We start from the raw sequence: 23,642 nt of genomic DNA, 5'->3' as shown, positions 1-23,642 counted from the left end.
ATCGGCGCAGGCGATAAATGGCGAAAGGCCTCTGGCACAGTGCCAGCCCGGATTTCAGTAGAATAGCCGCCGCGCGCGGCCGCCTTCCGCCTCCAGACGGTAGGGAAACAGGGCCGCCTCGCATCGGTCTCAACGCCCATCGCTCGCCAAGGATTTCCCATGAGAGCTCTGCCCCGTCTGCTGCCGCTGGCCCTGTTCGCCCTGCTCGTCGGGCACAATGCCCCGGCCCGCGCCGAACCCGGTCTGTTCAACCTGCTGGTCGGCAGCTACACCGCGGGCAGCAGCCAGGGGCTGTATGTCTATCGCTTCAACAGTCGCAATGGCCAGATCGATGGCCCGCTGCGCATCGTCAAGGCGTCCAATCCGTCATTTCTGACCCTGTCGCGGGATGGTCGGACACTGTTCACCGTCAACGAGAATGGCCGGGGTTCGAGCGGCGACAGCATCGGGCGAGTCACCTCCTATCGCTTCGAACCCGGTAATGGCCGCCTGCAGCAGATCAGTCAGGTCAAGAGCCTGGGTGACGAGCCGACCTATTCCAGCCTCAGCACCGACGGCAAATTCCTGTTCGTGGCCAACTACTCCAGCCTGCCGGAAGGCTCCCTGGCGGTGCTGCCGATCCAGGACGGCGGCGTGCTCAGTCCGGTGGCGCAGATCGAATTCCACCAGCCCAGCGAACAGCACCCGCGCCAGCAGTCCAGCCATGTGCATGCGGCGGTGACCACCCCGGACGGCCGCTTCGTCTTCGCTCCGGATCTGGGCGCCGACAAGGTATTCGTTTATCGCTATCTGCCACAGCAGCCGGAGCGGCCGCTGGTGGCCGCCGAGACGCCCTTCGTGCCGGTACCGGAAGGCAGCGGGCCGCGCCACCTGGTGTTCAGCGCCGATGGCCGCTACGCCTACCTGACCTTGGAACTGGCCGGGCAGGTGATGGCCTTCGCCCACCAGGACGGCATGCTGCGGCAGTTGCAGAGCTACAGCCTGACGCCCCAGGAATTCACCGGCGAGCGGGATGCCGGAGCGCTGCACCTGTCCGGCGACGGGCGCTTCCTCTATGTCGCCAGCCGCGGCACCGACAACCAGCTGGCGGTGTTCGCGGTGAATCCCGACGGCACCCTGACCTTTGTCGAACGCCATCCGGTCAACGGCCTGTCGCCACGGGAATTCGCCATCGATCCGTCCGGACGCTTCCTGCTGGTGGCCAACCAGAAATCCAACCAGCTCAAGGTCTTCGCCCGGGATCCCGACAGCGGCAAGCTCGGCGACGAACTCCAGAGCCTGGACGTTGGCGCCCCGGCCGACCTCAAATTCGTCGCGGTACCCTGATGACCCACTTCGATTGTCTGCACCACGTGGCGCTGATCTGCGCCGACTACGAACGCTCCCGGCATTTCTACACCGAGATCCTCGGGCTGCCGGTGATCGCCGAGACCTATCGCGAGGCCCGGCGCTCCTGGAAGCTGGATCTGGCGGTGGGTGCGCATGCCCAGCTGGAGCTGTTCTCCTTTCCCGATGCCCCGCCCAGGCCGTCGCGCCCGGAGGCCCAGGGGCTGCGCCACCTGGCCTTTGCCGTGGCCGACCTGGACGCCACCGTCGCCCACCTGCAGGGCCACGGCGTGGTCACCGAGCCGATCCGCACTGACGAGCTGACCGGCAAGAGATTCACCTTTTTCGCCGACCCGGACGATCTGCCGCTGGAAGTCTACGAGCGCTAGCGCGCCGCTCAGGTCGCCAGCCGTGCGCCGGCCAGCGACTCGCGCGGCAGCTCCAGCTCTTCCAGCAGCCAGTCGAGAAAGCGCTGCACCAGCCGCTGGCGCCGCTTGCGCTCGGGCAGGATGGCGTAATAGCCATAGCGCGAGGTGGCCAGCCCGGCGAAGGGGCGACAGAGCAGTTCCTGCCGCAGCAGATCGTCCACCAGGTGGCGCCAGCCGATCGCCAGGCCCTGGCCGGCGATGGCCGCCTGGATCACCAGGGTGTAGTTGTCGAAGCTCAGCACCGCGCCGGACGGCGCGGCGGGCAGGGGCGCCAGGTCCAGCGCCGGCAACAGCGTCTTCCAGTCGTACCAGCGGCTGTTGGGCGCCGCCTTGAGATGCAGCAGCGGCCAGCGCCCCAGCTCCAGGGCGGGCAGCGGCGGCTGCCGACCCTGGAGCAGGCGCGGACTGCATACCGGAAAGACCTCTTCGCGAAACAGCGGCCAGGCTTCGCCGTGCTTGAAGCGACCGTCGCCGAAGCCCAGGGTGATGTCGATCTCCGGACCGGGCAGCGGCACCCGATCGCTGGTCACCAGGTTGACGTCCAGCTCCGGATGGCGAGCATGGAAGCGCGGCAGGCGCGGCAAGAGCCAATAGGCGGCAAAGGCGAAATCAGTAGCCACCTGCAGCACCTCGTGGGCGGGCCGGGCGGTGACCAGGCGCACCCCCTCGTCCAGGGTGGCGAGACCGGCCTCGACGTATTCCTGCAGCAATCGTCCGGCCTCGGTAAGCAGGATGCCGCGATGGACCCGATCGAACAGCCGCACCTGCAACTGGGCTTCCAGGCGCTTGATCTGCTGGCTGATGGCCGGTTGGGTGGTGCCCATTTCGCCCGCTGCCGCGGTAAAGCTCAGGCGGCGCGCCACCACTTCGAAGGTGCGCAGGCTGTCCAGCGCCAGGGCAGGGCGGTCGGCAGGGAGGGCGGTGTCCAAGAGGGCGTTTCCATGGCGATCAGACATAAGCCCAGCTTATCCGAAACATCATCCCGGATGGCCTTCACGCAGATTTTTCAGCATCGGATGATGGAGCACCCATAAGCAACCCTGATCCTAGCGGAGGCGCTCTTGTCCAAGCCGATGAACATCCTCTTTCTCATGGCCGACCAGATGGCGGCGCCCATCCTGCCGCTGTACGACGCCGCGTCGCCGATCAAGCTGCCGCATCTGCAGCGCCTGGCCGAGCGCGCCGTGGTGTTCGACTCCGCCTATTGCAACAGTCCGCTGTGCGCACCCTCGCGCTTCACCCTGGTGAGCGGCCAGCTGCCGTCGAAGATCGGCGCCTACGACAACGCCGCCGATTTCGCCGCCGACATTCCCACCTATGCCCACCATCTGCGCCGCCTCGGCTATCGCACGGCGCTGTCGGGCAAGATGCACTTCTGCGGACCGGACCAGTTGCACGGCTACGAAGAGCGCCTGACCAGCGACATCTATCCCGCCGACTACGGCTGGGCGGTGAACTGGGACGCAGGGGACGCGCGTCCGAGCTGGTACCACAACATGTCCTCGGTGCTGCAGGCCGGGCCCTGCGTGCGCACCAACCAGCTGGATTTCGACGAAGAGGTGGTCTTCAAGGCGCGCCAGTACCTCTACGATCACGTGCGTCGTGGGGACGATAAGCCGTTCTGCCTGACCGTATCCCTGACCCACCCGCACGATCCCTACACCATTCCCCGCGAGTTCTGGGACCTGTACAACGAGGTCGACATCCCGCTGCCGGAAGGCACCATCCCCCAGGCCGAGCAGGACCCCCACAGCCAGCGCCTGCTCAAGGTGATCGACCTCTGGGACAAGCCCCTGCCCGCCGCCAAGATCCGCGACGCCCGCCAGGCCTACTACGGTGCCTGCAGCTATGTCGACGCCCAGGTCGGCCATCTGCTCAAGACCCTGGAAGAGTGCGGTCTGGCCGACGATACGGTGATCGTCTTTTCCGGCGACCACGGCGACATGCTCGGCGAGCGCGGGCTCTGGTACAAGATGCACTGGTTCGAGATGGCCGCGCGGGTACCGCTGCTAATCCATGCGCCCGGTCGCTTCGCCCCGGCGCGGGTGCAGGCCTCGGTGTCGACCCTGGACCTGCTGCCGACCTTCGTCGAGCTGGCCGGCGGCCAGCTGCCGGATGAACTGCCACTGGATGGCCGCTCGCTGCTGCCGCACCTGGAAGGCCGGGCAGGGCACGACGAGGTGATCGGCGAATACCTGGCCGAGGGCACCGTCAGCCCGCTGCTGATGATCCGTCGCGGCGCCTACAAGTACATCCACTGCGAACTGGATCCGCCGCTGCTGTTCGATCTGCAGAACGATCCGCTGGAGCGCGAGAATCTGGCCGCCAGCGCCGACTATGCCGAGCTGCTCGCCAGCTTCCAGGCCGAGGTCCGCCAGCGCTGGGACCTGCCGCGCCTGCACGCCGAGGTGCTGGCCAGCCAGCGGCGGCGGCGCTTCGTCGCGGCGGCCCTGGAGCAGGGCGAGCGGACCAGCTGGGATCACCAGCCTTTCGTCGATGCCAGCCAGCAATACATGCGCAATCACATCGACCTCGACGACCTGGAGCGTCGCGCGCGCTACCCTCAACCCTGAACCGCTAACTGGAGCACGGCCATGAAACACGGAATCATCGCTACCTTCACGCTGGCCCTGGTCAGCCTGTCGGCCCAGGCCGAGGACCAGGCCTGTGCAACGGTTCGCCTGGCCGATCCGGGCTGGAGCGACATCGCCGCCACCAACGCCCTCACCGGCGCGATCCTGAGTGCGCTGGGCTATACCGGCAAGGTCGAGACCCTGGCGGTGCCGATCATCTACGGCGGCATGCGCAACGGGCAGGTGGACGCCTTCCTCGGCAACTGGATGCCGGCGCAACAGGCGCACTACGACCAGTTCGTGAAGACCGGGCAGGTCAACGAGCTGGCGCAGAATCTGGTCGGGACCGAATTCACCCTGGCGGTGCCCACCTATGTCTGGGAAGGCGGGGTGAAGAGCTTCGACGACCTGGCCAAGCATGCCGACCAGTTCGGCAAGAAGATCTACGGCATTGGCGCCGGCGCGCCGGCCAACCAGTCGCTGCAGAAGATCATCCAGGACAACGAATTCGGCCTGGGTGGCTGGCAACTGGTGGAGTCCAGCGAGCAGGCCATGCTGTCCCAGGTCGGGCGGGCGGTGAAGCGCGACAAGTGGGTGGTCTTCCTCGGCTGGACCCCGCATCCCATGAACGTCGACTACCCGATCAAGTACCTGACCGGCGGCGACAAGTATTTCGGTACCGCCGGCACGGTGAACACCTTGACGCGCAAGGGCTACGCCGAGCAGTGCCCCAATCCGGCCCGCCTGCTGACCAACATGAAGTTCACCCTGGACATGGAAAACGCCGTCATGAGCGCCGCGCGGGACAAGGGCGGCAGCTACGACACCGCCGCCAAGGCCTGGCTCAAGGCCCATCCCCAGGTGCTGGAGCCCTGGCTGCAGGGCGTCACCACCCGCGACGGCCAGCCGGGCCTGCCGGCGGTACAGAAAGCGCTCTGACCGCTCCCTCTTCGAGGGCTACTTGAGGCCAAGCCGCCGCGCCAGGCGGGCGAGGTTGGCGCGATCCAGATCGAGGGCGGCCGCGGCCAGGGTCCAGTTCTGGCCGTGCTGTTCCAGCGCCAGGTTGATGGTCTGGCGCTGAAAGGCGTCCGTGGCCTCGCGCAGGGAGGCGGTGGGCAGGGCGGGATCCTCCTCGGGCAAGGGAAGGGTGCCCAGCGGCAGGCCGAGCTGATCGCTGTCCAGGGTCAGGATGCCACCGCGTTCCTCGCTGCTGGCATGGGCCTTGAGCGCCGCCCGGCTGATGAGGTGAGAGAGTTCGCGCACGTTGCCCGGCCAGTCGTAGGCCAGCAGGGTCCGTTGCGCTGCGGGGGTCAGCCGGAGACCGCGCAGGCCTAGGCGGGCGCGATTCTGTTCCAGGTAGAAGCCGGCCAGCAGCAGGACGTCGCGGCCACGCTCGCGCATGGCCGGCACGGCCAGCGGATAGACGCTCAGGCGATGGTAGAGGTCGGCGCGAAAGCGCCCGGCACGCACGCATTCGGCCAGGTCGCGATTGGTGGCGGCGATGATGCGCACGTCCACCTTGAGATCGCGATCCGAGCCCAGCCGCTGCAACTGGCCGCTCTGCAGCACCCGCAGCAGCTTGGCCTGCACCGTCAGCGGCAATTCGCCGACCTCGTCGAGAAACAGGGTGCCGCCATCGGCCAGCTCGAAGCGCCCGCGGCGTTCGCTGACGGCCCCGGAAAAGGCCCCGCGCACATGGCCGAAGAGTTCGCTTTCCACCAGCGCCTCGGGCAGGGCCGCACAGTTGAGACTGATCAGGGGCCGCTGCTGGCGCAGGGAGCGCGCATGCACGGCCTCGGCCACCAGTTCCTTGCCGACCCCGGTCTCGCCGGTGATGAGCACGGTCAGGTCGCTGGCCGCCACGGTCTCGATCTCCTGCCGCAGGCGCAGGCTGGCCGGACTCTGGCCGATGAGTTCGCGAGGCCGCTGGTGCCCCACCGATTGCTGGTAGGCCACGGTTAGCTCGTGCTCGCTGACGATGCGGGCGGAGAGCTGGCCGATGCGCTCGGCGGCGGCCACGGTGGCGGCCGCCAGCCCGGCGAAGGCGGCCAGGGTGGTAAGATCCTCGGGCTGGGCGTTCTGCGCCTGCAGCGAATCCAGGGTCAGCAGACCCCAGAGCTGGTCCTGCACATAGAGCGGACAGCCGAGGCAGTTATGGACCTCCAGATGCCCCTGCACGCCTTCCACCAGCCCATCGTAGGGATCGGGCAGGTCGCAATCGAGGGCGAAGCGGGTGGGCGCGCGACTCGCCAGCAGCAGCGCCAGGCGCGGGTGCTCGCCGACCTTGAAGCGGCGGCCCAGGGTGTCGGCCGCAAGACCGCGTACGGCCAGGGGCACCAGCACCTCACCCTCCAGGCGCAGTAGGGCCACCGCATCGAAGGGCAGGACCTGGCGCAGGGCATCGAGCAGGCTGGCATAGCGCTGCTGATCGGGCAGGTCGCGGGCCAGATCCGCCACCAGGGGCACCATGGCTTCGAGCAGGGTGGTACGGGTCAATTTAACCTCGGCGAGTCATAGGGACCTGGTCATTATGACCTTCTCGCCGGATAAAAGCCTGATCTAGCGCAGTTTTTCGGTTGGCACGACTCGTGATACGGCCAGGGCAGTCCTGTTTGGAGATCCCTGCCATGTTGTCATCAGACCAAAAAGCCATCATCAAGGCCACCGTCCCCCTGCTGGAGACCGGCGGTGAAGTCCTGACCCGACATTTCTACGACAAGTTGCTCGGCGACAACCCCGAGATCCGCCCGCTGTTCAACGGCGCCCACCAGGCCAGTGGTGCCCAGGCGCGGGCGCTGGCGCGGGCGGTACTCATGTATGCCCGCTACATTGACCGTCTGGACACCCTGGGGCCGCTGGTGGAGCAGATCGTCAACAAGCACGTCTCGCTTCAGGTGCAGCCGGATCACTATCCCCTGGTGGGCATCGCCCTGCTGCAGAGCATCCGCGAAGTGCTGGGGGCCGAGGTGGCCACCGATGCCGTGATCGATGCCTGGGCCGCCGCCTATGGCCAGCTGGCCAATCTGCTGATCGGCGCCGAGGAACAACGCTATGCGGCCCAGGCCGAGGCGCCCGGTGGCTGGCGCGGCGGGCGGCCGTTCCGTATCGCCCGGATCGAGCCGGAAAGCGAAGAGATCAGCTCCTTCTACCTGGAGCCGGTGGACGGCTTGCCCACCAGCATCGCCCAGCCTGGCCAGTACCTGGGGCTGAGTCTGATCCTCGATGGGGTGGAATACCGCCGCAACTACTCGATCTCGGCGGCCAGCGACGGCCGTGGCTACCGGATCAGCGTCAAGCATCAGCCGGGTGGGGTGGTGTCGCGCTTCCTGCACACCGACGCCCATGAAGGCAGCGTGCTGCAGGTCTTCGCGCCGGCCGGTGAATTCGTCCTGCAGGATTCCACCAGGCCGCTGCTGCTGATCGCCGGCGGGGTCGGCATCACGCCGTTGCTGCCCATGGTGTCGGCGGCCCTGCCCAGCGGGCGCCCGATCCAGCTGATCCACTGCACCCGTCACGTCGGGGTGCAGGCCTTCGGTCACTGGCTGGAAGAGCAGGCCGCCCACCATCCGCAATTGCAGCTGTACTTCTGCTACAGCGAGCCGGTGGCGGAAGAGGCCTATGCCTCGCGGCTGGACCGGATGCGCCTGCAGCGCTGGCTGCCCAAGGGGCGCGACCTGGACGCCTACGTCCTCGGCCCGCAGCCGTTCATGGCCCAGGTACGGCGCGACCTGCTGGAACTGGGCGTGCCGGAAAAGCAGATCCGTCACGAGTTCTTCGGTCCCGCCATGGATCTCTGAAAACAGAAACGCCCACTGCCTGGCGACAGTGGGCGTTTCTTCGAGAGCAAAGGCGCCGCCTTGCGTACAGCGACCTAGCGACGCTGGTAGACGATGTCCTTGCTACCGCCTTCGCAGCTGCCCACCACCTTGGCGGAGGCGCTGGCGCTGCCCTTGTCCACAACCTCGAGACTGTAGTGCGCCACCTGCTTGGCCTGCAGCTTGGCATCGATATCGGCCTTGACCGTGTCGCACGAGGTGCCGGCGGCAAAGGCGCCGCCGCTCAGGGCCAACAAACCGAGGGTGATCACGACTCTACGCATCTTGCCTGTCCTTTTGCGAGGGAAGGGAGGTCTTGAGCAGCTGCTCAGCTGGCTTCGATACGGAAGCCGATCTTCAGGGTGACCTGATAGTGCGCCACCTTTGCGTCCTGGATATGACCGCGGATTTCACCCACTTCGAACCATTCCAGGTTCTTGACCGATTTGGCGGTCTCGGCGAGGGCATTGTTGATGGCGTCCTCGACACTGGTGGTGGAAGAGCCAACGATTTCCAGCTTCTTGTAGGTGTGATGATCGGACATGAAAATCTCCTGGGTCAGCAATGACGGGCGCTGCAGCGGTTAGCCGGCAACGCGTTGACCGGTGTCGCGGTCGACTCGCCGGGAAGGGTGCTTCTGACATTTGAGGCCGCGAAAGGCCCCGATAAGTTCACTGCCCAGGCTCTCGCCCACGGCTTTGCAGCACTTTCCAACGGCTCGGTAGTCACATTTCCTGAATCCGTCCATCCCAGGAGGTTGTCATGGCCCGTAACACCGATTACCAGGCGTCCATCGCCAGCATCGAGAACGAAATCAACAGCCTGCTCGACTCGCTGGCATCGTTGAAGAAGAACGCTGCGCGCGAATCCCGCAGCAGCCTGAATTCCTTCAAGAGCACCGCTCGCGAAGCCCTGCATCATTCGGGCGACTCGCTGGAAGAGGTTTATGACGACGTGCGTCGTCTGACCCGCCAGTACGGTCGCGCCGCCAGCGGCGTGGCGCGCGAACATCCCTGGGCCACCGTCGGCATCGCCGCTGGCGTGACCGTCCTGGTCGGCTGGGCACTGCTGCGCGGCGACCACTGATCGCGGCAGTCCGGGGCATCCTGCGGGATGCCCCGGGCGCTAACGCTCGGCCAGCTCGGTTCTGAGCCAGGCCGCCAACCGCTCCACCCGTTCATCCGCCAGCCGACCCGGCGCCCACAGCGCCAACTCCGCACCGGTCGCGGCGAATCCCCAGGGCGCGACCAGCCTGCCCGCCTTCAGATCCGCCGCCACCAGTGGCTCCGGCGCGATCGCCACGCCCAATCCCGACAGCGCCGCCTCCAGCAGGTAATAGAGGTGCTCGAAGCCCTGCCCGTACTCCAGCGCCGGCGCATCCAGGCCTTGGGTGGCGAACCACTGCGGCCAGGCCTGGGGCCGTGACAGCGTGTGCAGCAGGCGCTCTGTCAGCAAGGCCTGCAGGTCGCCCTCCCTGAGCCGCAGATAGGCCGGGCAATAGGGACTCAGCACCGGGCCGATGCGCTCGGGCGCCAGGTGATAGGGCATCACGTCCTGCGGCGGCGCCGTCTCGGTGAACAGCAGGCTGGCGTCCAGGCCCGCGGCGGCCAGCGGGGTGTCGTCGGTACGGGTCGAGAGGTGCAGGCGCAACTCCGGCAGATCGCGATTGAGGCGATCCAGCCGCGGAATGAACCAGCGCGCTACCAGGCTGCCCGGGCAGCCCAGCACGAAGGGCCCCCGGCGACTGCCGACCTTGAGTTCGGCGCTCACCTCACGCAAGCGCTCGAAGACCTCGCCACTCACCTCGCGCAGGCGCAGCCCCGCCTCGGTCAGCGCCAGCCCGCGCCCTTCACGGCGAAACAGCGCCACCCCCAGCTGTTCCTCCAGGGCACGGATCTGGCGACTCACGGCGCCATGGGTCACGTGTAGTTCTTCCCCGGCGCGACTCATCCCACCCAGACGGGCGGTGGCCTCGAAGGCGCGCAGGGCATTTAGCGGGGGCAGGTCTCGGGGATGGCTCATCTGTGAGATTTCCTGACGGGTCATCGCGATCTTATCGATTTATCAGCGGCACTCAAGCAGGTAAGGTAGATCCATCTTCGCAGGAGAATCCCATGACCCAGTTCGCTTATCGCCAGGGCCCCGACGCTCAAGGCATGTTCGGCCAGTTCGGTGGTCGCTATGTCGCCGAAACCCTGATGCCGCTGATCCTCGATCTGCAGCGCGAATACGAGACCGCCATGGAGGATCCGGCGTTTCTCGAGCAGCTGGCCTACTTCCAGCGCGACTACGTCGGTCGGCCCAATCCGCTGTACTTCGCCGAGCGCCTGACCGAGCACTTCGGTGGCGCCAAGATCTATCTCAAGCGCGAAGAGCTGAACCACACCGGCGCGCACAAGATCAACAACTGCATTGGCCAGATCCTGCTGGCCAAGCGCATGGGCAAGACCCGCATCATCGCCGAGACCGGCGCCGGCATGCACGGCGTGGCCACCGCCACCGTCGCCGCGCGTTTCGGCCTGCCCTGCGTCATCTACATGGGCAGCACCGACATCGACCGCCAGCAGGCCAACGTCTTCCGCATGAAGCTGCTGGGCGCCGAGGTGATTCCGGTCACCTCCGGTACCGGCACCCTCAAGGACGCCATGAACGAGGCGCTGCGCGACTGGGTGACCAATGTCGCCGACACCTTCTACCTGATCGGCACCGTGGCCGGTCCGCACCCCTATCCGGCCATGGTCCGCGATTTCCAGGCCGTGATCGGTCGCGAGACCCGCGCCCAGATCCTGGAAAAGGAAGGACGCCTGCCCGACAGCCTGATCGCCTGCGTCGGGGGTGGCTCCAATGCCATGGGCCTGTTCCACGAATTCCTCGATGACCAGGACGTCGCCATCATCGGCGTCGAAGCCGGCGGCCACGGCGTGAATACCAGCAAGCACGCCTCCAGCCTCAACGGCGGGGTGCCCGGGGTGCTGCATGGCAACCGCACCTTCCTGCTGCAGGACGACGATGGCCAGATCATCGACGCCCACTCGATTTCCGCTGGCCTGGACTATCCCGGCATCGGCCCGGAACACGCCCACCTGCATGACGTGAAGCGCGTGGAATACGTGCCGATCAACGACGACGAGGCGCTCAAGGCCTTCCACCAGACCTGCCGTCTGGAAGGCATCATTCCGGCGCTGGAGACGGCTCACGCCCTGGCCGAGGCCTACAAGCGCGCGCCGTACCTGCCCAAGGACCACCTGATGGTGATCTGCCTCTCGGGCCGCGGCGACAAGGACATGCAGACCGTGATGAGTCACCTGGGAGACACCCTATGAGCCGCCTGGAAACCAGCTTCGCCGCGCTGAAGGCCGAGGGCCGCGCGGCCCTGGTCACCTACACCACCGCTGGCGATCCGGACTACGCCACCGCCCTGGCCATCCTCAAGGGCCTGCCGGCGGCCGGTGCCGACGTCATCGAGCTGGGCATGCCCTTCACCGATCCCATGGCCGACGGCCCGGCCATCCAGGCCGCTGCCCTGCGGGCCCTGCAGGCAGGCCAGAATCTGGCCAAGACCCTGGAGATGGTGCGCGATTTCCGGCGCGGGGAAGGCGAGACGCCACTGGTGCTGATGGGCTATTACAACCCCATCCATCGTTATGGCGTGGAGCGCTTCCTGGCGGAAGCCGCCGAAGCGGGCGTGGATGGCCTGATCGTGGTCGACCTGCCGCCCGAGCATGACGCCGAGCTGGCGCTGCCGGCCCAGGCCGCCGGTATCGACTTCATCCGCCTGACCACCCCGACCACCGATGACGCCCGCCTGCCGCGCGTGCTCAACACCAGCTCCGGCTTCGTCTACTACGTGTCCGTCGCCGGCGTGACTGGTGCCGGCTCGGCCACCACTGAACACGTCGAGGCCGCCGTGGCGCGCCTGCGCCGCTTCACCGACCTGCCCCTGGCCGTCGGCTTCGGTATCCGTACCCCCGAGCAGGCCCGGGTGATCGCCCGCATTGCCGATGGTGTGGTGGTGGGCTCGGCGTTCGTCGATCAGATCGCCAAGGCCGAGTCCTCTGGCGCTGCCATCGACGGCGTGCTCGGCCTCTGCAAGCAGCTGTCGGACAGCGTACGCACCGCGCGCTAGACCTCTACCAGCTCTCCAGAAGACCGCCTTAGGCGGTCTTTTTTTATGCCTGGACAGCTTGCAAGCTGTGCATAACTCTGTGGGCAGTCTGTTCGCTTCCGGCGCAAAGCCGTGTGCCAGAAGGGCTGGGCGGATATTGAGGCTGTTGATCGAATCCGCTACGGCTTGATCCGTCGAGTCAGGCTGCGAACGCCGGACTGCTTTGCCGTCATTGCTTGACAGGTAAAGGCTGTGGATAAGCCCTGGGCAAGTTGTCAGCAACCGACCAGGTGGTTGCCTGGGCAAAATTGATCAATAAATAGCCAATTCGGTCCAGGTCACTCGAACAGCCTGAAGCGGACTTGGTCTTCCGGTTTTCCCACATCTGCTGTGTGCGTGCCTGTGGAAAAGATGTGGGACCCGACCTGCACGCCATGGCTGGCAAGGTCTGCAGAAGATCGTACAAAAAATGATCAATCCATTTTCAGCTGTTTTCCACAACCCACAATAGAGCTGCATAGGGCTGTGGATAGGTTGTTCGTCTAGTGCCAGAGGCCAGAGCTGACGCGGCTTCCAGGGAATCGATCAAATAATGACCAGTTTTCCGTGATATTCCCGAGTCAAGGGATTTCTGTTGCTATCCCAAGGAGTTATCCACGTCTGTTCAGCGCCAGGCTCAGGGATCGCCGCTAAAAGCCTTGTGGGTAACTCTGTTGATTTTCTGTTTGGAAGCCTGTGCATGACCGAGGTGGCCTAGCGCAGCGTCACCTGCTGGCGCAGGCCCATGGCCGGCAGGGCGAAGGCGCATTCCTCGAAGGTGGCCATGCGCATGCGCAGCGGTGGATTGTTGCTGTAGCCGTATTGTTCGGTGGGCATGCCGATGAAATTGGTGTCCAGCTTGCCGTCGCTGTTGCTGTCGTGGATGACCGACACGGCATAGCGCCCGGGCGGCAGCTCGAAGCGCTGCTCCTGGGTACCCGCCTGCGCGGCGAGATGGGCCTGGGCCACCGGCGTCTTGTGCTCCTTCCAGGCCGCTTCGCTGTCGAACACCGCGAGCAGCAGCTGGCCCCCCGAGGCGTCGACCGTCTCGACCCGCACCTGCAGTTCGGCGGCGTGCAAGAGACCGCTCAGACAGAGACCAGGGATCAGCAACAGAGACTTCATGGGCATTCCTTCAGCAGGGAGAGGTCGTCAGCCGCAGCAGGTCGGCCGGTTTTTCGAAGAAGAGATCGGGCTGCTGGGCGCGCAGCGTCGCCGGGCAGCCATAGCCCCAGGCCACGGCCGCGCAGCCCAAACCGGCGCGGCGCGCGGCCTGGAGATCGCGCAGCTCGTCACCGACATAGAGGGCTTCGGCCGGTGCTATCCGCTGGCGGCGCAGCAGACGGGTCAGGCGCCGGGCCTTGCCCAGCAGGGGGATGTCGAATTCGCCAGCGGCGAACAGGCGTCCGGCCTGGGGCAGCACCTGGTGGACGGCCGCGGCGGAGTTGGAGGTCGCCAGGCCCAGCTGCAGGCCGCTGGCCTGCAAGCGGTCGAGGGTGGCGGGAATCTCGGCGAAGGGCAGGACCTGATCGCCTCGCTGGACCAGCAGGCGCCGATAGTGCCGGGCGATACGGGGCACCTGCCAGAGCGGAATGCCCAGGTTGTCGAGCAGAGTGGTCAGGGAGGCGGCGCGCAGCCGGGGCCACTCGTCGGCGGCCGGCTGGCGAAAGCCATGGGTTCGCGCCAGCTCGCCCAGGCAGCTCAGCAGAAAGGGCAGGCTGTCCGCCAGGGTACCGTCGAAGTCGAAGATGACGTAGCGATAGCTCATGCGAGAGAGGCGCGGTGGGCGAAGGCGCCAGCGTAGCGGTCGCCTTGCGGTTTTGCCACCGCGACGGGATCCGGCAGGGACGTCCCTGCCGGACAGGTCACACGCGGAAGCGGCGGATCTGGCCGTTGAGCTCCACCGCCAGTTCGGAGAGCTGCTGGCTGGCGGCGCGGGTCTGCTCGGCACCGGCCGCGGTCTGCACCGACAGGTCGCGGATGCGTACCAGGTTGCGATCCACCTCGCGAGCCACCTGGGCCTGCTCTTCGGCGGCGCTGGCGATCACCAGGTTGCGCTCGTCGATGCCCGACACCGATTGGGCGATGGCGGCCAGGGCGGCGTTGGCCGACTGCGCCTGCTCGCGGGTCTGGCGCGCCTGGTCGGCGCTGGTCAGCAAGGCATCGACGGTCTGGCCGGTGCCCTGCTGTATGCTGCCGATCATGCCTTCGATCTCGCGGGTGGATTCACCGGTGCGATGGGCCAGGGCGCGAACCTCGTCGGCGACCACGGCGAAGCCACGACCGGCGTCACCGGCCCGCGCGGCCTCGATGGCGGCGTTGAGCGCCAGCAGGTTGGTCTGTTCGGCGACCGAGCGGATGACGTCCAGCACCTGGCTGATGTTGCGGGTCTGTTCGGCCAGCTGGCGGGCCTGTTCGCTGGCACCCAGCACGTTCTCGGTGAGCACCTCGATGGCGCCCAGGGTATCGCCCAGCTGACGCTGGCCCTGGCGCGCGGTATCGGCGGCCTGGCGCGATTCGGACGAGGTGGAGGTGGCGTTGCCGGCCACCTCGTCCACCGCCTGGCTCATCTCGGTGACGGCGGTGGCCGCCATCTCGATTTCGCTGTTCTGCTGTTGCAGGCCGTGGGCGCTCTCCTGCATGACCGCGGTCATTTCCTCGGCGGCGGAGGCCAGCTGGGTAGCGGAGTGGCCCAGGTGCCCCAGGGTGTCGCGCAGGTTGGTCTGCATCTGCTGCATGGCCTGCAGCAGCTGGGCGGCTTCGTCGTGACCGCGGGTATCCAAGGTCTGGGTCAGATCGCCGCTGGCGATGGTGCGGGCGGCGGCGACGGCCTCGGCGATGGGCCGGGTCATGCTCAGGGTCAGGCGCCAGGCCAGCAGCACGGTCAGACCCAGGGCCAGGGCGATGACGATCCAGGTGATGGAGGTGGCCTGGGCATAGGTGTCGCCGGAGTGTTGGGAGGCGGCCTTGATGTCTTCCTGGTTGATCTTGCGCAGGGCTTCGGTGCGCTCGTTCATCTGCACGCCGAGCTGGGCCATGCTGGTCTGGATCAGGCTGCGGGCCTCATCGAGCTTGCCGGCGCCGATCAGATCGGCCAGCTGCGCGGTGTAGCGGACATAGTCGCCATGGATCTGGCGCAGGGCATCGAAGGCCTGGCGCTCGCGATCGCCGCTGACGAGTTTTTCATAGCGACCGAAACCGGCGCCGATGTCGGCATTGATGCTGTCGATCTTCTTGCGCGTGTTGGCGACGGTAGCGGCGTCCGGAATGGCCAGCAGGCGCAGCACCTCGACCCGGGTACGGGCCAGTTGCAGGGCGAGGTTGTCGGCTTCGACGATGCTGGGCACGTTGTTGGTTTCGATCACCTGGCCCTGGGCACGGATCTGCGACAGTTGCAGCAGGCCGAACAGGCCAAGACTGGCGACGAGGATGGCCAGCAGGCCGAAACACAACACACTGCGAATGGCGAGGGAGAAGGAACGAAAGGTCACGGCGGCAGCCCCGGTGAAGAGTGAGGCTCCCTTTAACGGCTAGGGCCGCCGTGACTTTATGGTCATTCGTCTTAAATCCGACTTATGCGCTGGTAGAGCCGACCTGATGCAGGTGGGGCGCTGGTTGCTCCTCGCCTAGGTTGTTGAGCAGGCGCTCGCTGTACCAGTCGATGAAGTTGATCACGCCGAATTCGTAAGTCTTTGAATAGGGACCCGGCTGATAGGCCTTGGAATTGATGCCGCGCTGATTTTCCTCGGCCAGCCGGCGATCCTGGTCGTTGGTGGCATCCCAGACCTTGCGCAGGTTGACCGGATCGTAGTCGACGCCTTCGACGGCATCCTTGTGCACCAGCCACTTGGTGGTCACCACGGTCTCGGTCGGACCCAGCGGCCAGACGGTGAAGACGATCATGTGATCGCCCATGCAGTGGTTCCAGGAATGCGGCAGGTGCAGGATGCGCATGGAGCCCAGGTCCGGGTCCTTGATGCGCCCCATGAGTTTCTTGCAGCCGGGCTTGCCGTCCAGGGTCATGGACACGGTGCCGGCGAGCAGCGGCATGCGCACGATGCGGTTGCGCAGGCCGAAGCTGGCATGGGCGTAGGGGATGTTGTCGGCGTCCCAGCGACTGGTGCAGGCGGCGACCTGATCCTTGAACGCCTGGGAGGCGCGTGGATCGGTGACGTCGTCCCACTCCAGCAGAGTGTTCAGCAATTCAGGGTGGGAGCCGCTGCAGTGGTAGCACTCGCGGTTGTTTTCCAGCACCAGCTTCCAGTTGGCCTGCTCGACCAGGTCGGTGCGCACCGCGACCTTGGCGTTCTCCATGTCGTACGGCTCCATGTAGTGCTCGAGCGTACGCAGGAAGTCGTCGATGGCCGGTGGTTCGTCGGCCAGGGAGATGAAGATGTAGCCGCCGGCGGTCTTGACGTGGACCGGCTTGAGGCTGAAGTCGGCCATGTTGAAGTCGGCGCCCATCTCGCTGCCGGCGAACAGCAGGCGGCCGTCCAGCTCGTAGGTCCACTGATGGTAGGGGCAGACCAGCTTGGCGACCTTGCCCTTGTCGCTCACGCAGAGGCGCGAGCCCCGGTGGCGGCAGACGTTGTGGAAGGCATGCACCTTGCCCTCGGCACCGCGGACCACCAGGATGGGGTTGTCCCCCAGCTGCAGGGTGATGAAGTTGCCCTTGGTGGGGATCTCGCAGGTCATGCCGGCGATCAGCCATTCCTTGCCGAAGATCTCCTGCATGTCGATCTGGAACAGGCGCTCGTCGTTGTAGAACGGCTGGGGCAGGGAGTAAGTGCGCTCGCGGGTGCGCAGCATCTCGGCCGTGGCCTTGCGGGCCGGATCGAGAGGGTCGCCCAAACTCAAGGTGCTGACGTCCATCGTACATCCTCGTGGCCACCGCGGCGGGTGGCGAAAGTGGTTGGTCACGGTATTGCAAGGCTATTGGCCGACGGGGCAGGGCCGCCGAATGACCCCAGGTTTCGCCCGTCGCGTGCTGTTCAGGTTCGGCTTGGGGCGGAGTGTGGGGCCGGAGCCGGGAGGGGGCCTTGCTCATGGGCGACATGGCCGACGCTGTTCACGACGCCCCAGCCCTTGCCACTGCTGGGCCGGTCGCCATCGGCATGTGGATGTCGCGATTGGGAAAGTGGCGGTCGTGGGCCCCTCCCAGAATCGCCGCCAATAGCCCCAGTGGCAGTCGAGGTGCGTCATGAATACCTTCCTCAATCCCGTAACCACCCAGACCTGGACCAATGGCCGCCACCCCGTGCGCTGCGTCAAGGTCATCCAGGAAACCTGGGACGTACGCACCTTCTGCTTCACCGCCGAAATCCCGCTGATGTATTTCTTCAAGCCGGGCCAGTTCGTGACCCTGGAGCTGGAGATCGACGGCCGCCAGGTGATGCGCTCCTACACCATCTCCAGCTCACCCTCGGTGCCCTACAGCTTCTCCATCACCGTCAAGCGCGTGCCGGGCGGCCAGGTATCCAACTGGCTGCACGACACCCTCAAGGTCGGCGACAACCTGGCCGTGCACGGCCCAGTCGGGCTGTTCAACGCCATCGACTATCCCGCCGACAAGGTGCTCTATCTTTCCGGCGGCGTCGGCATCACCCCGGTGATGTCCATGGCGCGCTGGTTCTACGACACCAATGCCAGCGTCGACATGGTCTTCGTGCACAGCGCCCGCACCCCGCGCGACATCATCTACCAGGGTGAGCTGGAGCACATGGCGGCGCGGATCGACAACTTCGCCCTGAACCTGGTGTGCGAGCGCACCGAGCACGGCGAGTCCTGGGCCGGCTACCGGGGCTACTTCGACCGCCGCATGCTGGAGCTGATGGCGCCGGACTTCCGTGAGCGCGAGATCTTCTGCTGCGGTCCCACGCCCTACATGAATGCCGTCAAGACCATGCTCCGCGAGCTGGACTTCGACATGACCCACTACCACGAGGAATCCTTCGGCGCGACGCCGCCGGAAGCCAAGGTGGAGGCCGCCGAACAGGCCGAAGCCGCGGCCGAGCTGCCGCCGATTCCTCTGGAAGCCCAGTGCAACATCGCCTTCACCGAGAGTGGCAAGAGCGTCAACATCGGCCCCGGCGAAACCATCCACGGCGCCGCGGCCAAGCTCGGCCTGCACATTCCCAAGGCCTGCGGCATGGGTATCTGCGGTACCTGCAAGGTACTCAAGAAGAGCGGCGAGGTGGTCATGGACCACAACGGTGGCATCACCGAGGAAGACGAAGCCGAAGGCTATATCCTGTCCTGCTGCAGCATCCCGCAGGGGGATGTGCAGATCGAGTTCTGAGGAGGAGGGCGGTTGGGCTGAGCCTGAGCGAAGCCCAACGCTGCCCGGGTCGAGTCCGCCCTGTTGGGCTTCGACGGTAGAGCTGTCTCAGCCCAACCTACGACACGATTCAGTAGGTTGGCGCTGAGCACAGCGAAGCCCAACGCTGCCCAGGCCGAGCCCGCCCTGTTGGGGTTCGACGGTGGAGCTGTCTCGACCCAACCTACGACACGATTCAGTAGGTTGGCGCTGAGCGCAGCGAAGCTCGAGGCTGCCCGGGTCGAGCCCGCCCTGTTGGGGTTCGACGGTGGAGCTGTCTCGGCCCAACCTACGACACGAAACTTCAGTAGGTTGGCGCTGAGCACAGCGAAGCCCAACGCTGCCCAGGTCAAGCCCGCCCTGTTGAGCTTCGACGGTAGAGCTGTCTCAGCCCAGCCTACCTCCGCTCCATAGGCGCTGGGTTAGGCCAAGCGCAGCGGCAGGTGCAGGGTGATGACCACCTCGCCCGCGCCGTTGGCGAAGCGCGCCTCGCCGCCGAAGCTTTCGCTGAGCGCCTTGACGATGGGCAGGCCCAGGCCCCAGCCGCGCTTGTCGCTGCGGGTGGAGATGAAATAGGGCGTGGCCAGATTGGCCAGGACTTCGTCGGGAAACTGGCCGAGGTTGCGTAGCTCCAGCATGACCTGGTCATTCGCCAGCCACTGGCGGACCCAGATCGGCGTCCCCGCCTCGCCGTGCTTGGCGGCGTTGAGCACCAGGTTGTCGAAGATGCGCAGGAAGGCGTATCTGTCCCACAGCACCTCCAGCTCCGGCGTCTCCAGCTGCAGGTCGAGACGGTTACTGAATTGCAGCTGCAGATTGGCCGCAGCCTCCTTCAGCAGCGGACCCAGCACCAGCGGATCGCCACTGAGACGGACACCGCCGCCCAGGCTCATGTGGCTGATGTCCAGCACGTCGGTGATCATCTGGTTCATGCGCTGCAGGTTATCGTGCAGGGTCTGCAACAGATCATCGGTCCGCCGCGCCGGACTGCGCTGCATCAGGTTGACCACCATGGTGGCGGCGGTGAGCGGCGAGCGCAGGTCGTGGTTGAGCGATCTCATGAAGCGTTCGAGCATGACCTTTTCCGCCTGCAGGTTCTCGCTGCGGGCGATGGCCGAATTGCGCTGCTGCTCCATGTGCCCGACCCGGGAGCTGGCCTTGAGCAGGGCGCCGACGGTGGCCAGCACCTCTTCCGGATTGATCGGGTGGGTCAGGTAGGCCTGGGCCCCGGTGTTGAAGCCCTGAGCCTTGTCCTTGCCGGAGACGAAGGTGGCCGAGATGTTGATGATGGCCGGCAACCGGCCCCAGCCGCATTGGCGCTCGATGGCCTGGATCAGCTCGAAGCCGGTGGTGTCCGGCAGATTGACGTCGATGATCACCAGCTCGACGGATTCGTCGATCAGCGCCAGGCCGCTGGCGCCGCTGGCCGCTTCCAGGACCTCGTAGTGGCTCTGGCTGGCGAGGATCTTGCGCAGCACATAGCGATTGGCCTCGGTGTCGTCGATGATGACGATGCGGCGCAGGGCGCTAGTCATCGGACAGGCTCCGCGCCAGGGCGCAGACCTCGGCCAGCAGCCGCTCGGCGTGATCGGGGGCATGCTTGAACAGGATGGCGTGGCAATAGTCCTGCAGCCGCTGGCAACCCGCCTCGTCAAGCGGCTGGGCGGTGTTGATCAGCACCCGCCGGTGCATGCTCCAGTCCATGCTGGCAAGCAGGTCCTCGCCGTTGATGTCGGGCAGGTCGAGGTCAAGGATGATGATGTCCGGGCGCACGGCGTTGAGGCGATCCAGGCTGCTGCGGGCACTGTCGGCCTCCAGCAGGACCGGATTGAGGCGTTCGAGGGTGCGGCGGACCAGATAGCGATCCCCTTCGTTGTCCTCGATCACCAGCACCGTGAGGCCGCTGAGATCGGGCTCCGGCGCGGCAGCCCGGTGGCTGGCGTAGTGGCGTGGCAAGCGCAGGGTGAAGCGACTGCCGCGGCCGACCGCGCTGTCGAGGGACAGCTCGCCCCCGAGCAGCACGGCCAGGCGCTGGGCGAGCGGCAGGCCCAGACCGGTGCCTTCGATGTGGGTCAGGTGCGGCGAGCGGATGCGCTCGAATTCCTCGAAGATCTTCTGCTGATCCGCAGCGGCGATGCCGATGCCGCTGTCTTCCACCAGAAATTCCAGACTGGCGTCGTCCGGCTGGAATACCTGGATGCGCACCTGGCCCTGGGGGGTGTACTTGAAGGCGTTGGAGATCAGGTTGCGCAGCACCTGGAACAGCCGACTCTCGTCGGTATCCAGCAGGACTTCCGCGGGCGGCGGGGCGACGCTGAAGCTGACCTGGGGATAGCGCGGCGCCAGGGCCGCGGCGAACTGTTCGAGGCGATCGATGAAGGGCGCCAGCGCAAAGGGCTGGGGCACGACGGTCAGGCGTCCGGACTGCACCTCGGCCAGCGCCAGCAGCTCGCTGACCAGACTGGCCAGTTCCAGCGCCGCGTCGCTGATGAAGCGCACCTGGCGCTGCTGTTCGGCATTGAGCGCCCCGTCCACGCCGCTGGCGAGCAGCTTGGCGACATTCTCGATGATGTTGATCGGGGTGCGGAATTCATGGGTCATGTTGGAGAAGAAGCGCGTCTTCGCCTCGCTGGCCTCCTTGAGTTCCTGGGTGGCCTTTTCCAGCTCGGAATAGAGCGCCACCACGCCCTGGTTGGTGTTTTCCAGTTCCTTGTTGGTGACCTCCAGTTCCGACTGGCGCACCTGCAGCTCGGTGTTGGTCAGCAGCAGCTCTTCGCTTTGCAGGCGGATCTGCTGGTAGGGATCCGGTGGCGGACTGCCCTGCAGCTCGGCCGTCAGCGCCTGCAGCAGCTCCGCCTCGGGAAAGGGTCGTGGCGTCTGGTACTTGCGGGCGGTGATGCGGGTACCGGCAGGGGAGGTCTGGATGTCGAAGTCGTCGAACAGCCGCTGGGCGCCGCGCAGGCCGATGCCCATGCCGGTGCTGGAGCGATAGCTGCCCGCGCGGATGGCCTCCATCTCGGCGATGCCCGGCCCCTGATCGATCGCCCGCACCTCCAGGCCGCGCAGGCGCTGGCCCTCGCCACGCAGCAGGGCGAAGTCGAACTGACCGCTGCCGGCGTACTGATGGATGTTGCGCGCCAGCTCGGAGACCGCGGTGGCCAGGCGGATCTGCTCCAGCACCGGCCACTCCAGGGCCGCGGCCAGGCGCTTGGCGGCCTGGCGGCAGTGCACGATGTCCTGCTCGCTGCGCAGGGCGAGGGTCAGCAGGGGCAAGACGTCAGACATGCTTGAGTACCAGAACGGTGGCATCGTCGGCGGAACGCCGGAAATCGCGGTGCAGGAGGGCGGCGATCAGTGCCGGATGGCGCGCCCCCAGCCCGGAGCGCTCGCCCAGTCCCACCTTGGACGTCAGTCCATCGGAGTTCAGCACCAGCAGGGTGCCGGGTGTCCAGGGATAGGTGTAGGTCTGGATCCGCCCGATCCGGTAGCCCAGGGTGCCGTTGTTGGACACCAGGCTGCGCGTGGTGTTGCCGAGCAGGCGGCCGGCGATGTTGCCGATGCCGCAAAAGCTCACCTGGCCCTGATCCGGGTCCAGCTCGGCCAGCGCCAGGGCGGCGCCGCGGGTTTCCATGAGCACCTGGTGCAGATTCTCCATCAGTCGCTGCAGCGGCAGGTGCGCGCCATGGCGCAGGAACACCTCCCGCGCCCGACGACTGGCGGTGGCGGCCTGCTGGCCATGCCCCAGGCCGTCGCACACCAGCAGGCGCCGTCCGCTGACCGCCCAGGTGTCACCACAGACCTGCTCCTCGGGGTGCGGCGTGCACAGGGCGCCATGCTGCAACCGGGTACTGGGCGCCCCGGCCAGATGGAAGCGCGCCAGCACCACGGTGCCCTGGCCCGGTCGCGAATGGATGTCGAAGACATCGGACTGGCGGCGGATCGCCCCCAGGCCGGCACCCAGGGTGGCCGCGGTGCTGTAGTGATCGCTCAGGCAACGGGCGACGTCGTGCATGCCCGGCCCGCGATCCACCGCCAGCACATCGAGTACGCCTTCGCCGCTCAGGTTGGCCAGGAGTTCGCCGTGCCCGGCATGGCGGACCAGGTTGTAGCCCAGCTCCTGGGCGACGATGGTCAGGCGCCCGAGCAGGGTTTCATCGGCAGTGACGGTAGCGGCCAGCCGGACCAGGGCGCGCCGGGCGGCATCGACATGGACGCTGGTGCTCACCGGCAGCACCAGGCTGCACGGCTGGTCGTTCATCGCCACTTCCAGAGTTCGACGGTGGTGCCCTGGCCGGGCTGGCTGTCGATGTGGAAGTCGTCCACCAGCCGCCGCGAGCCGGACAGGCCGAGGCCCAGGCCCTTGCCCGAGGTATAGCCGTCGACCATGGCGCGATCGAGATCGGCGATGCCCGGACCCTGGTCGCGGATCACCAGGCGGATCGCCGGCTTGCCGGCGCGCTGCGTCTCCTCGATCAGGCACTCGCCGCCCAGCCCGTAGACCAGGCCGTTGCGCGCGATCTCGCTGGCCGCGGTGACGATCTTGGTCTGGGAGATCAGGCCCAGGCGGATGGCTTCCGCCACCTTGCGCACCTGCTGACGGATCAGCACGATGTCAGTCTCCTGGCGGAGTGGAAGCGTCTGTATCTTCGCCACCTTCTGACTCCTCCAGCGATTCGTCCGCGGCGACCATGGCTTCCAGCCGGCGCATGCCCTTTTCCATGTTCAGCGCCGTGGCGATGCCGTCCAGCGACAGCCCCAGCTCCACCAGGGTGATGGCCACCGCCGGCTGCATGCCGACCACGATCACCTTGGCATCGAGGATGCGCGAGACCTGGGCGATGTGGGACAGCATCCGGCCAATGAAGGAGTCGACGATTTCCAGCGCCGAGATGTCGATGAGCACGCCCTTGGCCCGGTGCCGCACGATCTGCTCGGTGAGGTCTTCCTGCAGGTCCAGGGCCAGCTGGTCGTGCATGTCCACCTGAATGCTCAGCAGCAGGAAGGGGCCCAGCTTGAGGATCGGAATCCGCTCGATCATGG

General features: G+C 66.4%; 23 protein-coding genes. 9 read left to right on the top strand and 14 right to left on the bottom strand.

The features are described 5' to 3' along the window. Positions 1-159 precede the first annotated feature (159 nt). Positions 160-1,326: a lactonase family protein gene (locus FHR73_RS14295; protein WP_183632134.1), complete on the top strand. Its 1,167-nt coding sequence runs from the start codon at positions 160-162 to the stop codon at positions 1,324-1,326. Next, positions 1,326-1,715, top strand: a complete 390-nt coding sequence (locus tag FHR73_RS14290) for a VOC family protein (protein WP_183632132.1) — start codon at positions 1,326-1,328, stop codon at positions 1,713-1,715. Before FHR73_RS14295 ends, FHR73_RS14290 begins: the two co-directional genes overlap by 1 nt. Positions 1,716-1,723: 8 nt before the next feature. On the opposite strand, the gene FHR73_RS14285 is transcribed toward FHR73_RS14290, so the two are convergent. Next, the gene (locus FHR73_RS14285; RefSeq protein WP_183632130.1) at positions 1,724-2,710 is read right to left on the bottom strand and encodes a choline sulfate utilization transcriptional regulator; all 987 of its coding nucleotides are present in this window, start codon (positions 2,708-2,710) and stop codon (positions 1,724-1,726) included. A 117-nt stretch (positions 2,711-2,827) separates the two neighbouring features. Here FHR73_RS14285 and betC point away from each other — a divergent pair, with 117 nt between their 5' ends. Both betC and FHR73_RS14275 read left to right on the top strand, forming a co-directional pair. Then, positions 2,828-4,327: a choline-sulfatase gene (gene betC, locus FHR73_RS14280; protein WP_183632753.1), complete on the top strand. Its 1,500-nt coding sequence runs from the start codon at positions 2,828-2,830 to the stop codon at positions 4,325-4,327. A 21-nt stretch (positions 4,328-4,348) separates the two neighbouring features. After that, positions 4,349-5,266, top strand: a complete 918-nt coding sequence (locus FHR73_RS14275; RefSeq protein WP_183632128.1) for a choline ABC transporter substrate-binding protein — start codon at positions 4,349-4,351, stop codon at positions 5,264-5,266. A gap of 18 nt (positions 5,267-5,284) precedes the next feature. Here the strand turns inward: FHR73_RS14275 and norR are convergent, their stop codons facing one another. Then, positions 5,285-6,823, bottom strand: a complete 1,539-nt coding sequence (gene norR / locus FHR73_RS14270; RefSeq protein ID WP_183632126.1) for a nitric oxide reductase transcriptional regulator NorR — start codon at positions 6,821-6,823, stop codon at positions 5,285-5,287. A 131-nt stretch (positions 6,824-6,954) separates the two neighbouring features. Here norR and hmpA point away from each other — a divergent pair, with 131 nt between their 5' ends. After that, positions 6,955-8,124, top strand: a complete 1,170-nt coding sequence (gene hmpA, locus FHR73_RS14265; RefSeq protein WP_183632124.1) for an NO-inducible flavohemoprotein — start codon at positions 6,955-6,957, stop codon at positions 8,122-8,124. A gap of 74 nt (positions 8,125-8,198) precedes the next feature. Here hmpA and FHR73_RS14260 read toward each other — a convergent pair whose 3' ends face one another. Together FHR73_RS14260 and FHR73_RS14255 are read right to left on the bottom strand one after the other, a co-directional pair. Beyond that, on the bottom strand, positions 8,199-8,426 hold the full coding sequence (locus FHR73_RS14260) for a DUF1161 domain-containing protein (protein ID WP_145008271.1): 228 nt from the start codon (positions 8,424-8,426) through the stop codon (positions 8,199-8,201). 44 nt (positions 8,427-8,470) lie between these two features. Next, positions 8,471-8,686 carry a dodecin gene (locus FHR73_RS14255; protein WP_007160169.1) on the bottom strand — a complete coding sequence of 72 codons (216 nt, stop codon included), beginning with the start codon at positions 8,684-8,686 and terminating at the stop codon, positions 8,471-8,473. 218 nt (positions 8,687-8,904) lie between these two features. Here FHR73_RS14255 and FHR73_RS14250 point away from each other — a divergent pair, with 218 nt between their 5' ends. After that, positions 8,905-9,228 (top strand): YqjD family protein, encoded by a 324-nt coding sequence (locus FHR73_RS14250; protein WP_007160170.1) that lies wholly within the window; start codon positions 8,905-8,907, stop codon positions 9,226-9,228. A 39-nt stretch (positions 9,229-9,267) separates the two neighbouring features. On the opposite strand, the gene FHR73_RS14245 is transcribed toward FHR73_RS14250, so the two are convergent. Beyond that, positions 9,268-10,164 carry a LysR family transcriptional regulator gene (locus tag FHR73_RS14245; RefSeq protein ID WP_183632122.1) on the bottom strand — a complete coding sequence of 299 codons (897 nt, stop codon included), beginning with the start codon at positions 10,162-10,164 and terminating at the stop codon, positions 9,268-9,270. 92 nt (positions 10,165-10,256) lie between these two features. Between FHR73_RS14245 and trpB the strand changes: the two genes are divergently transcribed. Both trpB and trpA read left to right on the top strand, forming a co-directional pair. Then, positions 10,257-11,465 carry a tryptophan synthase subunit beta gene (gene trpB, locus FHR73_RS14240; RefSeq protein WP_183632120.1) on the top strand — a complete coding sequence of 403 codons (1,209 nt, stop codon included), beginning with the start codon at positions 10,257-10,259 and terminating at the stop codon, positions 11,463-11,465. Next, positions 11,462-12,268, top strand: a complete 807-nt coding sequence (trpA, locus tag FHR73_RS14235) for a tryptophan synthase subunit alpha (RefSeq protein WP_183632118.1) — start codon at positions 11,462-11,464, stop codon at positions 12,266-12,268. The genes trpB and trpA overlap by 4 nt, the downstream gene beginning before the upstream one ends. 732 nt (positions 12,269-13,000) lie before the next feature. Here the strand turns inward: trpA and FHR73_RS14230 are convergent. The 4 genes from FHR73_RS14230 to gbcA all read right to left on the bottom strand — a co-directional run bounded on the left by FHR73_RS14230 (position 13,001) and on the right by gbcA (position 17,158). Next, positions 13,001-13,411 (bottom strand): DUF2141 domain-containing protein, encoded by a 411-nt coding sequence (locus FHR73_RS14230; protein ID WP_221191549.1) that lies wholly within the window; start codon positions 13,409-13,411, stop codon positions 13,001-13,003. A 10-nt stretch (positions 13,412-13,421) separates the two neighbouring features. Further along, positions 13,422-14,054 carry an HAD hydrolase-like protein gene (locus tag FHR73_RS14225; RefSeq protein WP_183632114.1) on the bottom strand — a complete coding sequence of 211 codons (633 nt, stop codon included), beginning with the start codon at positions 14,052-14,054 and terminating at the stop codon, positions 13,422-13,424. Positions 14,055-14,151: 97 nt separating this feature from the next. After that, positions 14,152-15,777: a methyl-accepting chemotaxis protein gene (locus tag FHR73_RS14220; protein ID WP_183632112.1), complete on the bottom strand. Its 1,626-nt coding sequence runs from the start codon at positions 15,775-15,777 to the stop codon at positions 14,152-14,154. 82 nt (positions 15,778-15,859) lie between these two features. After that, positions 15,860-17,158, bottom strand: coding sequence for a glycine-betaine demethylase subunit GbcA (gbcA, locus tag FHR73_RS14215; RefSeq protein WP_183632110.1), 1,299 nt, complete (start codon positions 17,156-17,158; stop codon positions 15,860-15,862). 328 nt (positions 17,159-17,486) lie between these two features. Here gbcA and FHR73_RS14210 point away from each other — a divergent pair, with 328 nt between their 5' ends. Continuing rightward, complete coding sequence (locus FHR73_RS14210; protein WP_183632108.1) at positions 17,487-18,584, top strand: hybrid-cluster NAD(P)-dependent oxidoreductase; 1,098 nt, start codon at positions 17,487-17,489, stop codon at positions 18,582-18,584. Between the two features lie 440 nt (positions 18,585-19,024). On the opposite strand, the gene FHR73_RS14205 is transcribed toward FHR73_RS14210, so the two are convergent. Genes FHR73_RS14205 through FHR73_RS14185 form a run of 5 tightly spaced genes read right to left on the bottom strand, consistent with a single transcriptional unit; the run spans position 19,025 to position 23,640 of the window. Beyond that, on the bottom strand, positions 19,025-20,137 hold the full coding sequence (locus FHR73_RS14205; RefSeq protein WP_183632106.1) for a response regulator: 1,113 nt from the start codon (positions 20,135-20,137) through the stop codon (positions 19,025-19,027). Further along, positions 20,130-21,887, bottom strand: coding sequence for an ATP-binding protein (locus tag FHR73_RS14200; protein ID WP_183632105.1), 1,758 nt, complete (start codon positions 21,885-21,887; stop codon positions 20,130-20,132). The genes FHR73_RS14205 and FHR73_RS14200 overlap by 8 nt, the downstream gene beginning before the upstream one ends. Continuing rightward, entirely contained in the window at positions 21,880-22,860 is a 981-nt protein-coding gene (locus tag FHR73_RS14195; protein WP_183632104.1) for a SpoIIE family protein phosphatase, read from the bottom strand. The genes FHR73_RS14200 and FHR73_RS14195 overlap by 8 nt, the downstream gene beginning before the upstream one ends. Then, positions 22,857-23,210 carry an ATP-binding protein gene (locus tag FHR73_RS14190; protein WP_133860267.1) on the bottom strand — a complete coding sequence of 118 codons (354 nt, stop codon included), beginning with the start codon at positions 23,208-23,210 and terminating at the stop codon, positions 22,857-22,859. The genes FHR73_RS14195 and FHR73_RS14190 overlap by 4 nt, the downstream gene beginning before the upstream one ends. 4 nt (positions 23,211-23,214) lie before the next feature. Continuing rightward, on the bottom strand, positions 23,215-23,640 hold the full coding sequence (locus tag FHR73_RS14185) for an STAS domain-containing protein (protein ID WP_183632103.1): 426 nt from the start codon (positions 23,638-23,640) through the stop codon (positions 23,215-23,217). Positions 23,641-23,642 lie beyond the last annotated feature (2 nt).

The organism is Pseudomonas sp. AS2.8 (genome assembly GCF_014190935.1).
In the GTDB taxonomy this organism is placed as follows: Bacteria; Pseudomonadota; Gammaproteobacteria; order Pseudomonadales; family Pseudomonadaceae; genus Chryseomonas.
Note: the sequence above shows the minus strand (reverse complement) of the source record. Positions and strands in the feature narration are given on the sequence as shown.

What these genes read in the sequence shown, in the direction of transcription:
- FHR73_RS14295 (WP_183632134.1), top strand. Translation starts at nt 160, where the DNA reads ATGAGAGCTCTGCCCCGTCTGCTGCCGCTGGCCCTGTTCGCCCTGCTC.
- FHR73_RS14290 (WP_183632132.1), top strand. Translation starts at nt 1,326, where the DNA reads ATGACCCACTTCGATTGTCTGCACCACGTGGCGCTGATCTGCGCCGAC.
- FHR73_RS14285 (WP_183632130.1), bottom strand. Translation starts at nt 2,710, where the DNA reads ATGTCTGATCGCCATGGAAACGCCCTCTTGGACACCGCCCTCCCTGCC.
- betC (WP_183632753.1), top strand. Translation starts at nt 2,828, where the DNA reads ATGAACATCCTCTTTCTCATGGCCGACCAGATGGCGGCGCCCATCCTG.
- FHR73_RS14275 (WP_183632128.1), top strand. Translation starts at nt 4,349, where the DNA reads ATGAAACACGGAATCATCGCTACCTTCACGCTGGCCCTGGTCAGCCTG.
- hmpA (WP_183632124.1), top strand. Translation starts at nt 6,955, where the DNA reads ATGTTGTCATCAGACCAAAAAGCCATCATCAAGGCCACCGTCCCCCTG.
- FHR73_RS14260 (WP_145008271.1), bottom strand. Translation starts at nt 8,426, where the DNA reads ATGCGTAGAGTCGTGATCACCCTCGGTTTGTTGGCCCTGAGCGGCGGC.
- FHR73_RS14255 (WP_007160169.1), bottom strand. Translation starts at nt 8,686, where the DNA reads ATGTCCGATCATCACACCTACAAGAAGCTGGAAATCGTTGGCTCTTCC.
- FHR73_RS14250 (WP_007160170.1), top strand. Translation starts at nt 8,905, where the DNA reads ATGGCCCGTAACACCGATTACCAGGCGTCCATCGCCAGCATCGAGAAC.
- FHR73_RS14245 (WP_183632122.1), bottom strand. Translation starts at nt 10,164, where the DNA reads ATGAGCCATCCCCGAGACCTGCCCCCGCTAAATGCCCTGCGCGCCTTC.
- trpB (WP_183632120.1), top strand. Translation starts at nt 10,257, where the DNA reads ATGACCCAGTTCGCTTATCGCCAGGGCCCCGACGCTCAAGGCATGTTC.
- trpA (WP_183632118.1), top strand. Translation starts at nt 11,462, where the DNA reads ATGAGCCGCCTGGAAACCAGCTTCGCCGCGCTGAAGGCCGAGGGCCGC.
- FHR73_RS14230 (WP_221191549.1), bottom strand. Translation starts at nt 13,411, where the DNA reads ATGAAGTCTCTGTTGCTGATCCCTGGTCTCTGTCTGAGCGGTCTCTTG.
- FHR73_RS14225 (WP_183632114.1), bottom strand. Translation starts at nt 14,054, where the DNA reads ATGAGCTATCGCTACGTCATCTTCGACTTCGACGGTACCCTGGCGGAC.
- gbcA (WP_183632110.1), bottom strand. Translation starts at nt 17,158, where the DNA reads ATGGACGTCAGCACCTTGAGTTTGGGCGACCCTCTCGATCCGGCCCGC.
- FHR73_RS14210 (WP_183632108.1), top strand. Translation starts at nt 17,487, where the DNA reads ATGAATACCTTCCTCAATCCCGTAACCACCCAGACCTGGACCAATGGC.
- FHR73_RS14205 (WP_183632106.1), bottom strand. Translation starts at nt 20,137, where the DNA reads ATGACTAGCGCCCTGCGCCGCATCGTCATCATCGACGACACCGAGGCC.
- FHR73_RS14200 (WP_183632105.1), bottom strand. Translation starts at nt 21,887, where the DNA reads ATGTCTGACGTCTTGCCCCTGCTGACCCTCGCCCTGCGCAGCGAGCAG.
- FHR73_RS14195 (WP_183632104.1), bottom strand. Translation starts at nt 22,860, where the DNA reads ATGAACGACCAGCCGTGCAGCCTGGTGCTGCCGGTGAGCACCAGCGTC.
- FHR73_RS14185 (WP_183632103.1), bottom strand. Translation starts at nt 23,640, where the DNA reads ATGATCGAGCGGATTCCGATCCTCAAGCTGGGCCCCTTCCTGCTGCTG.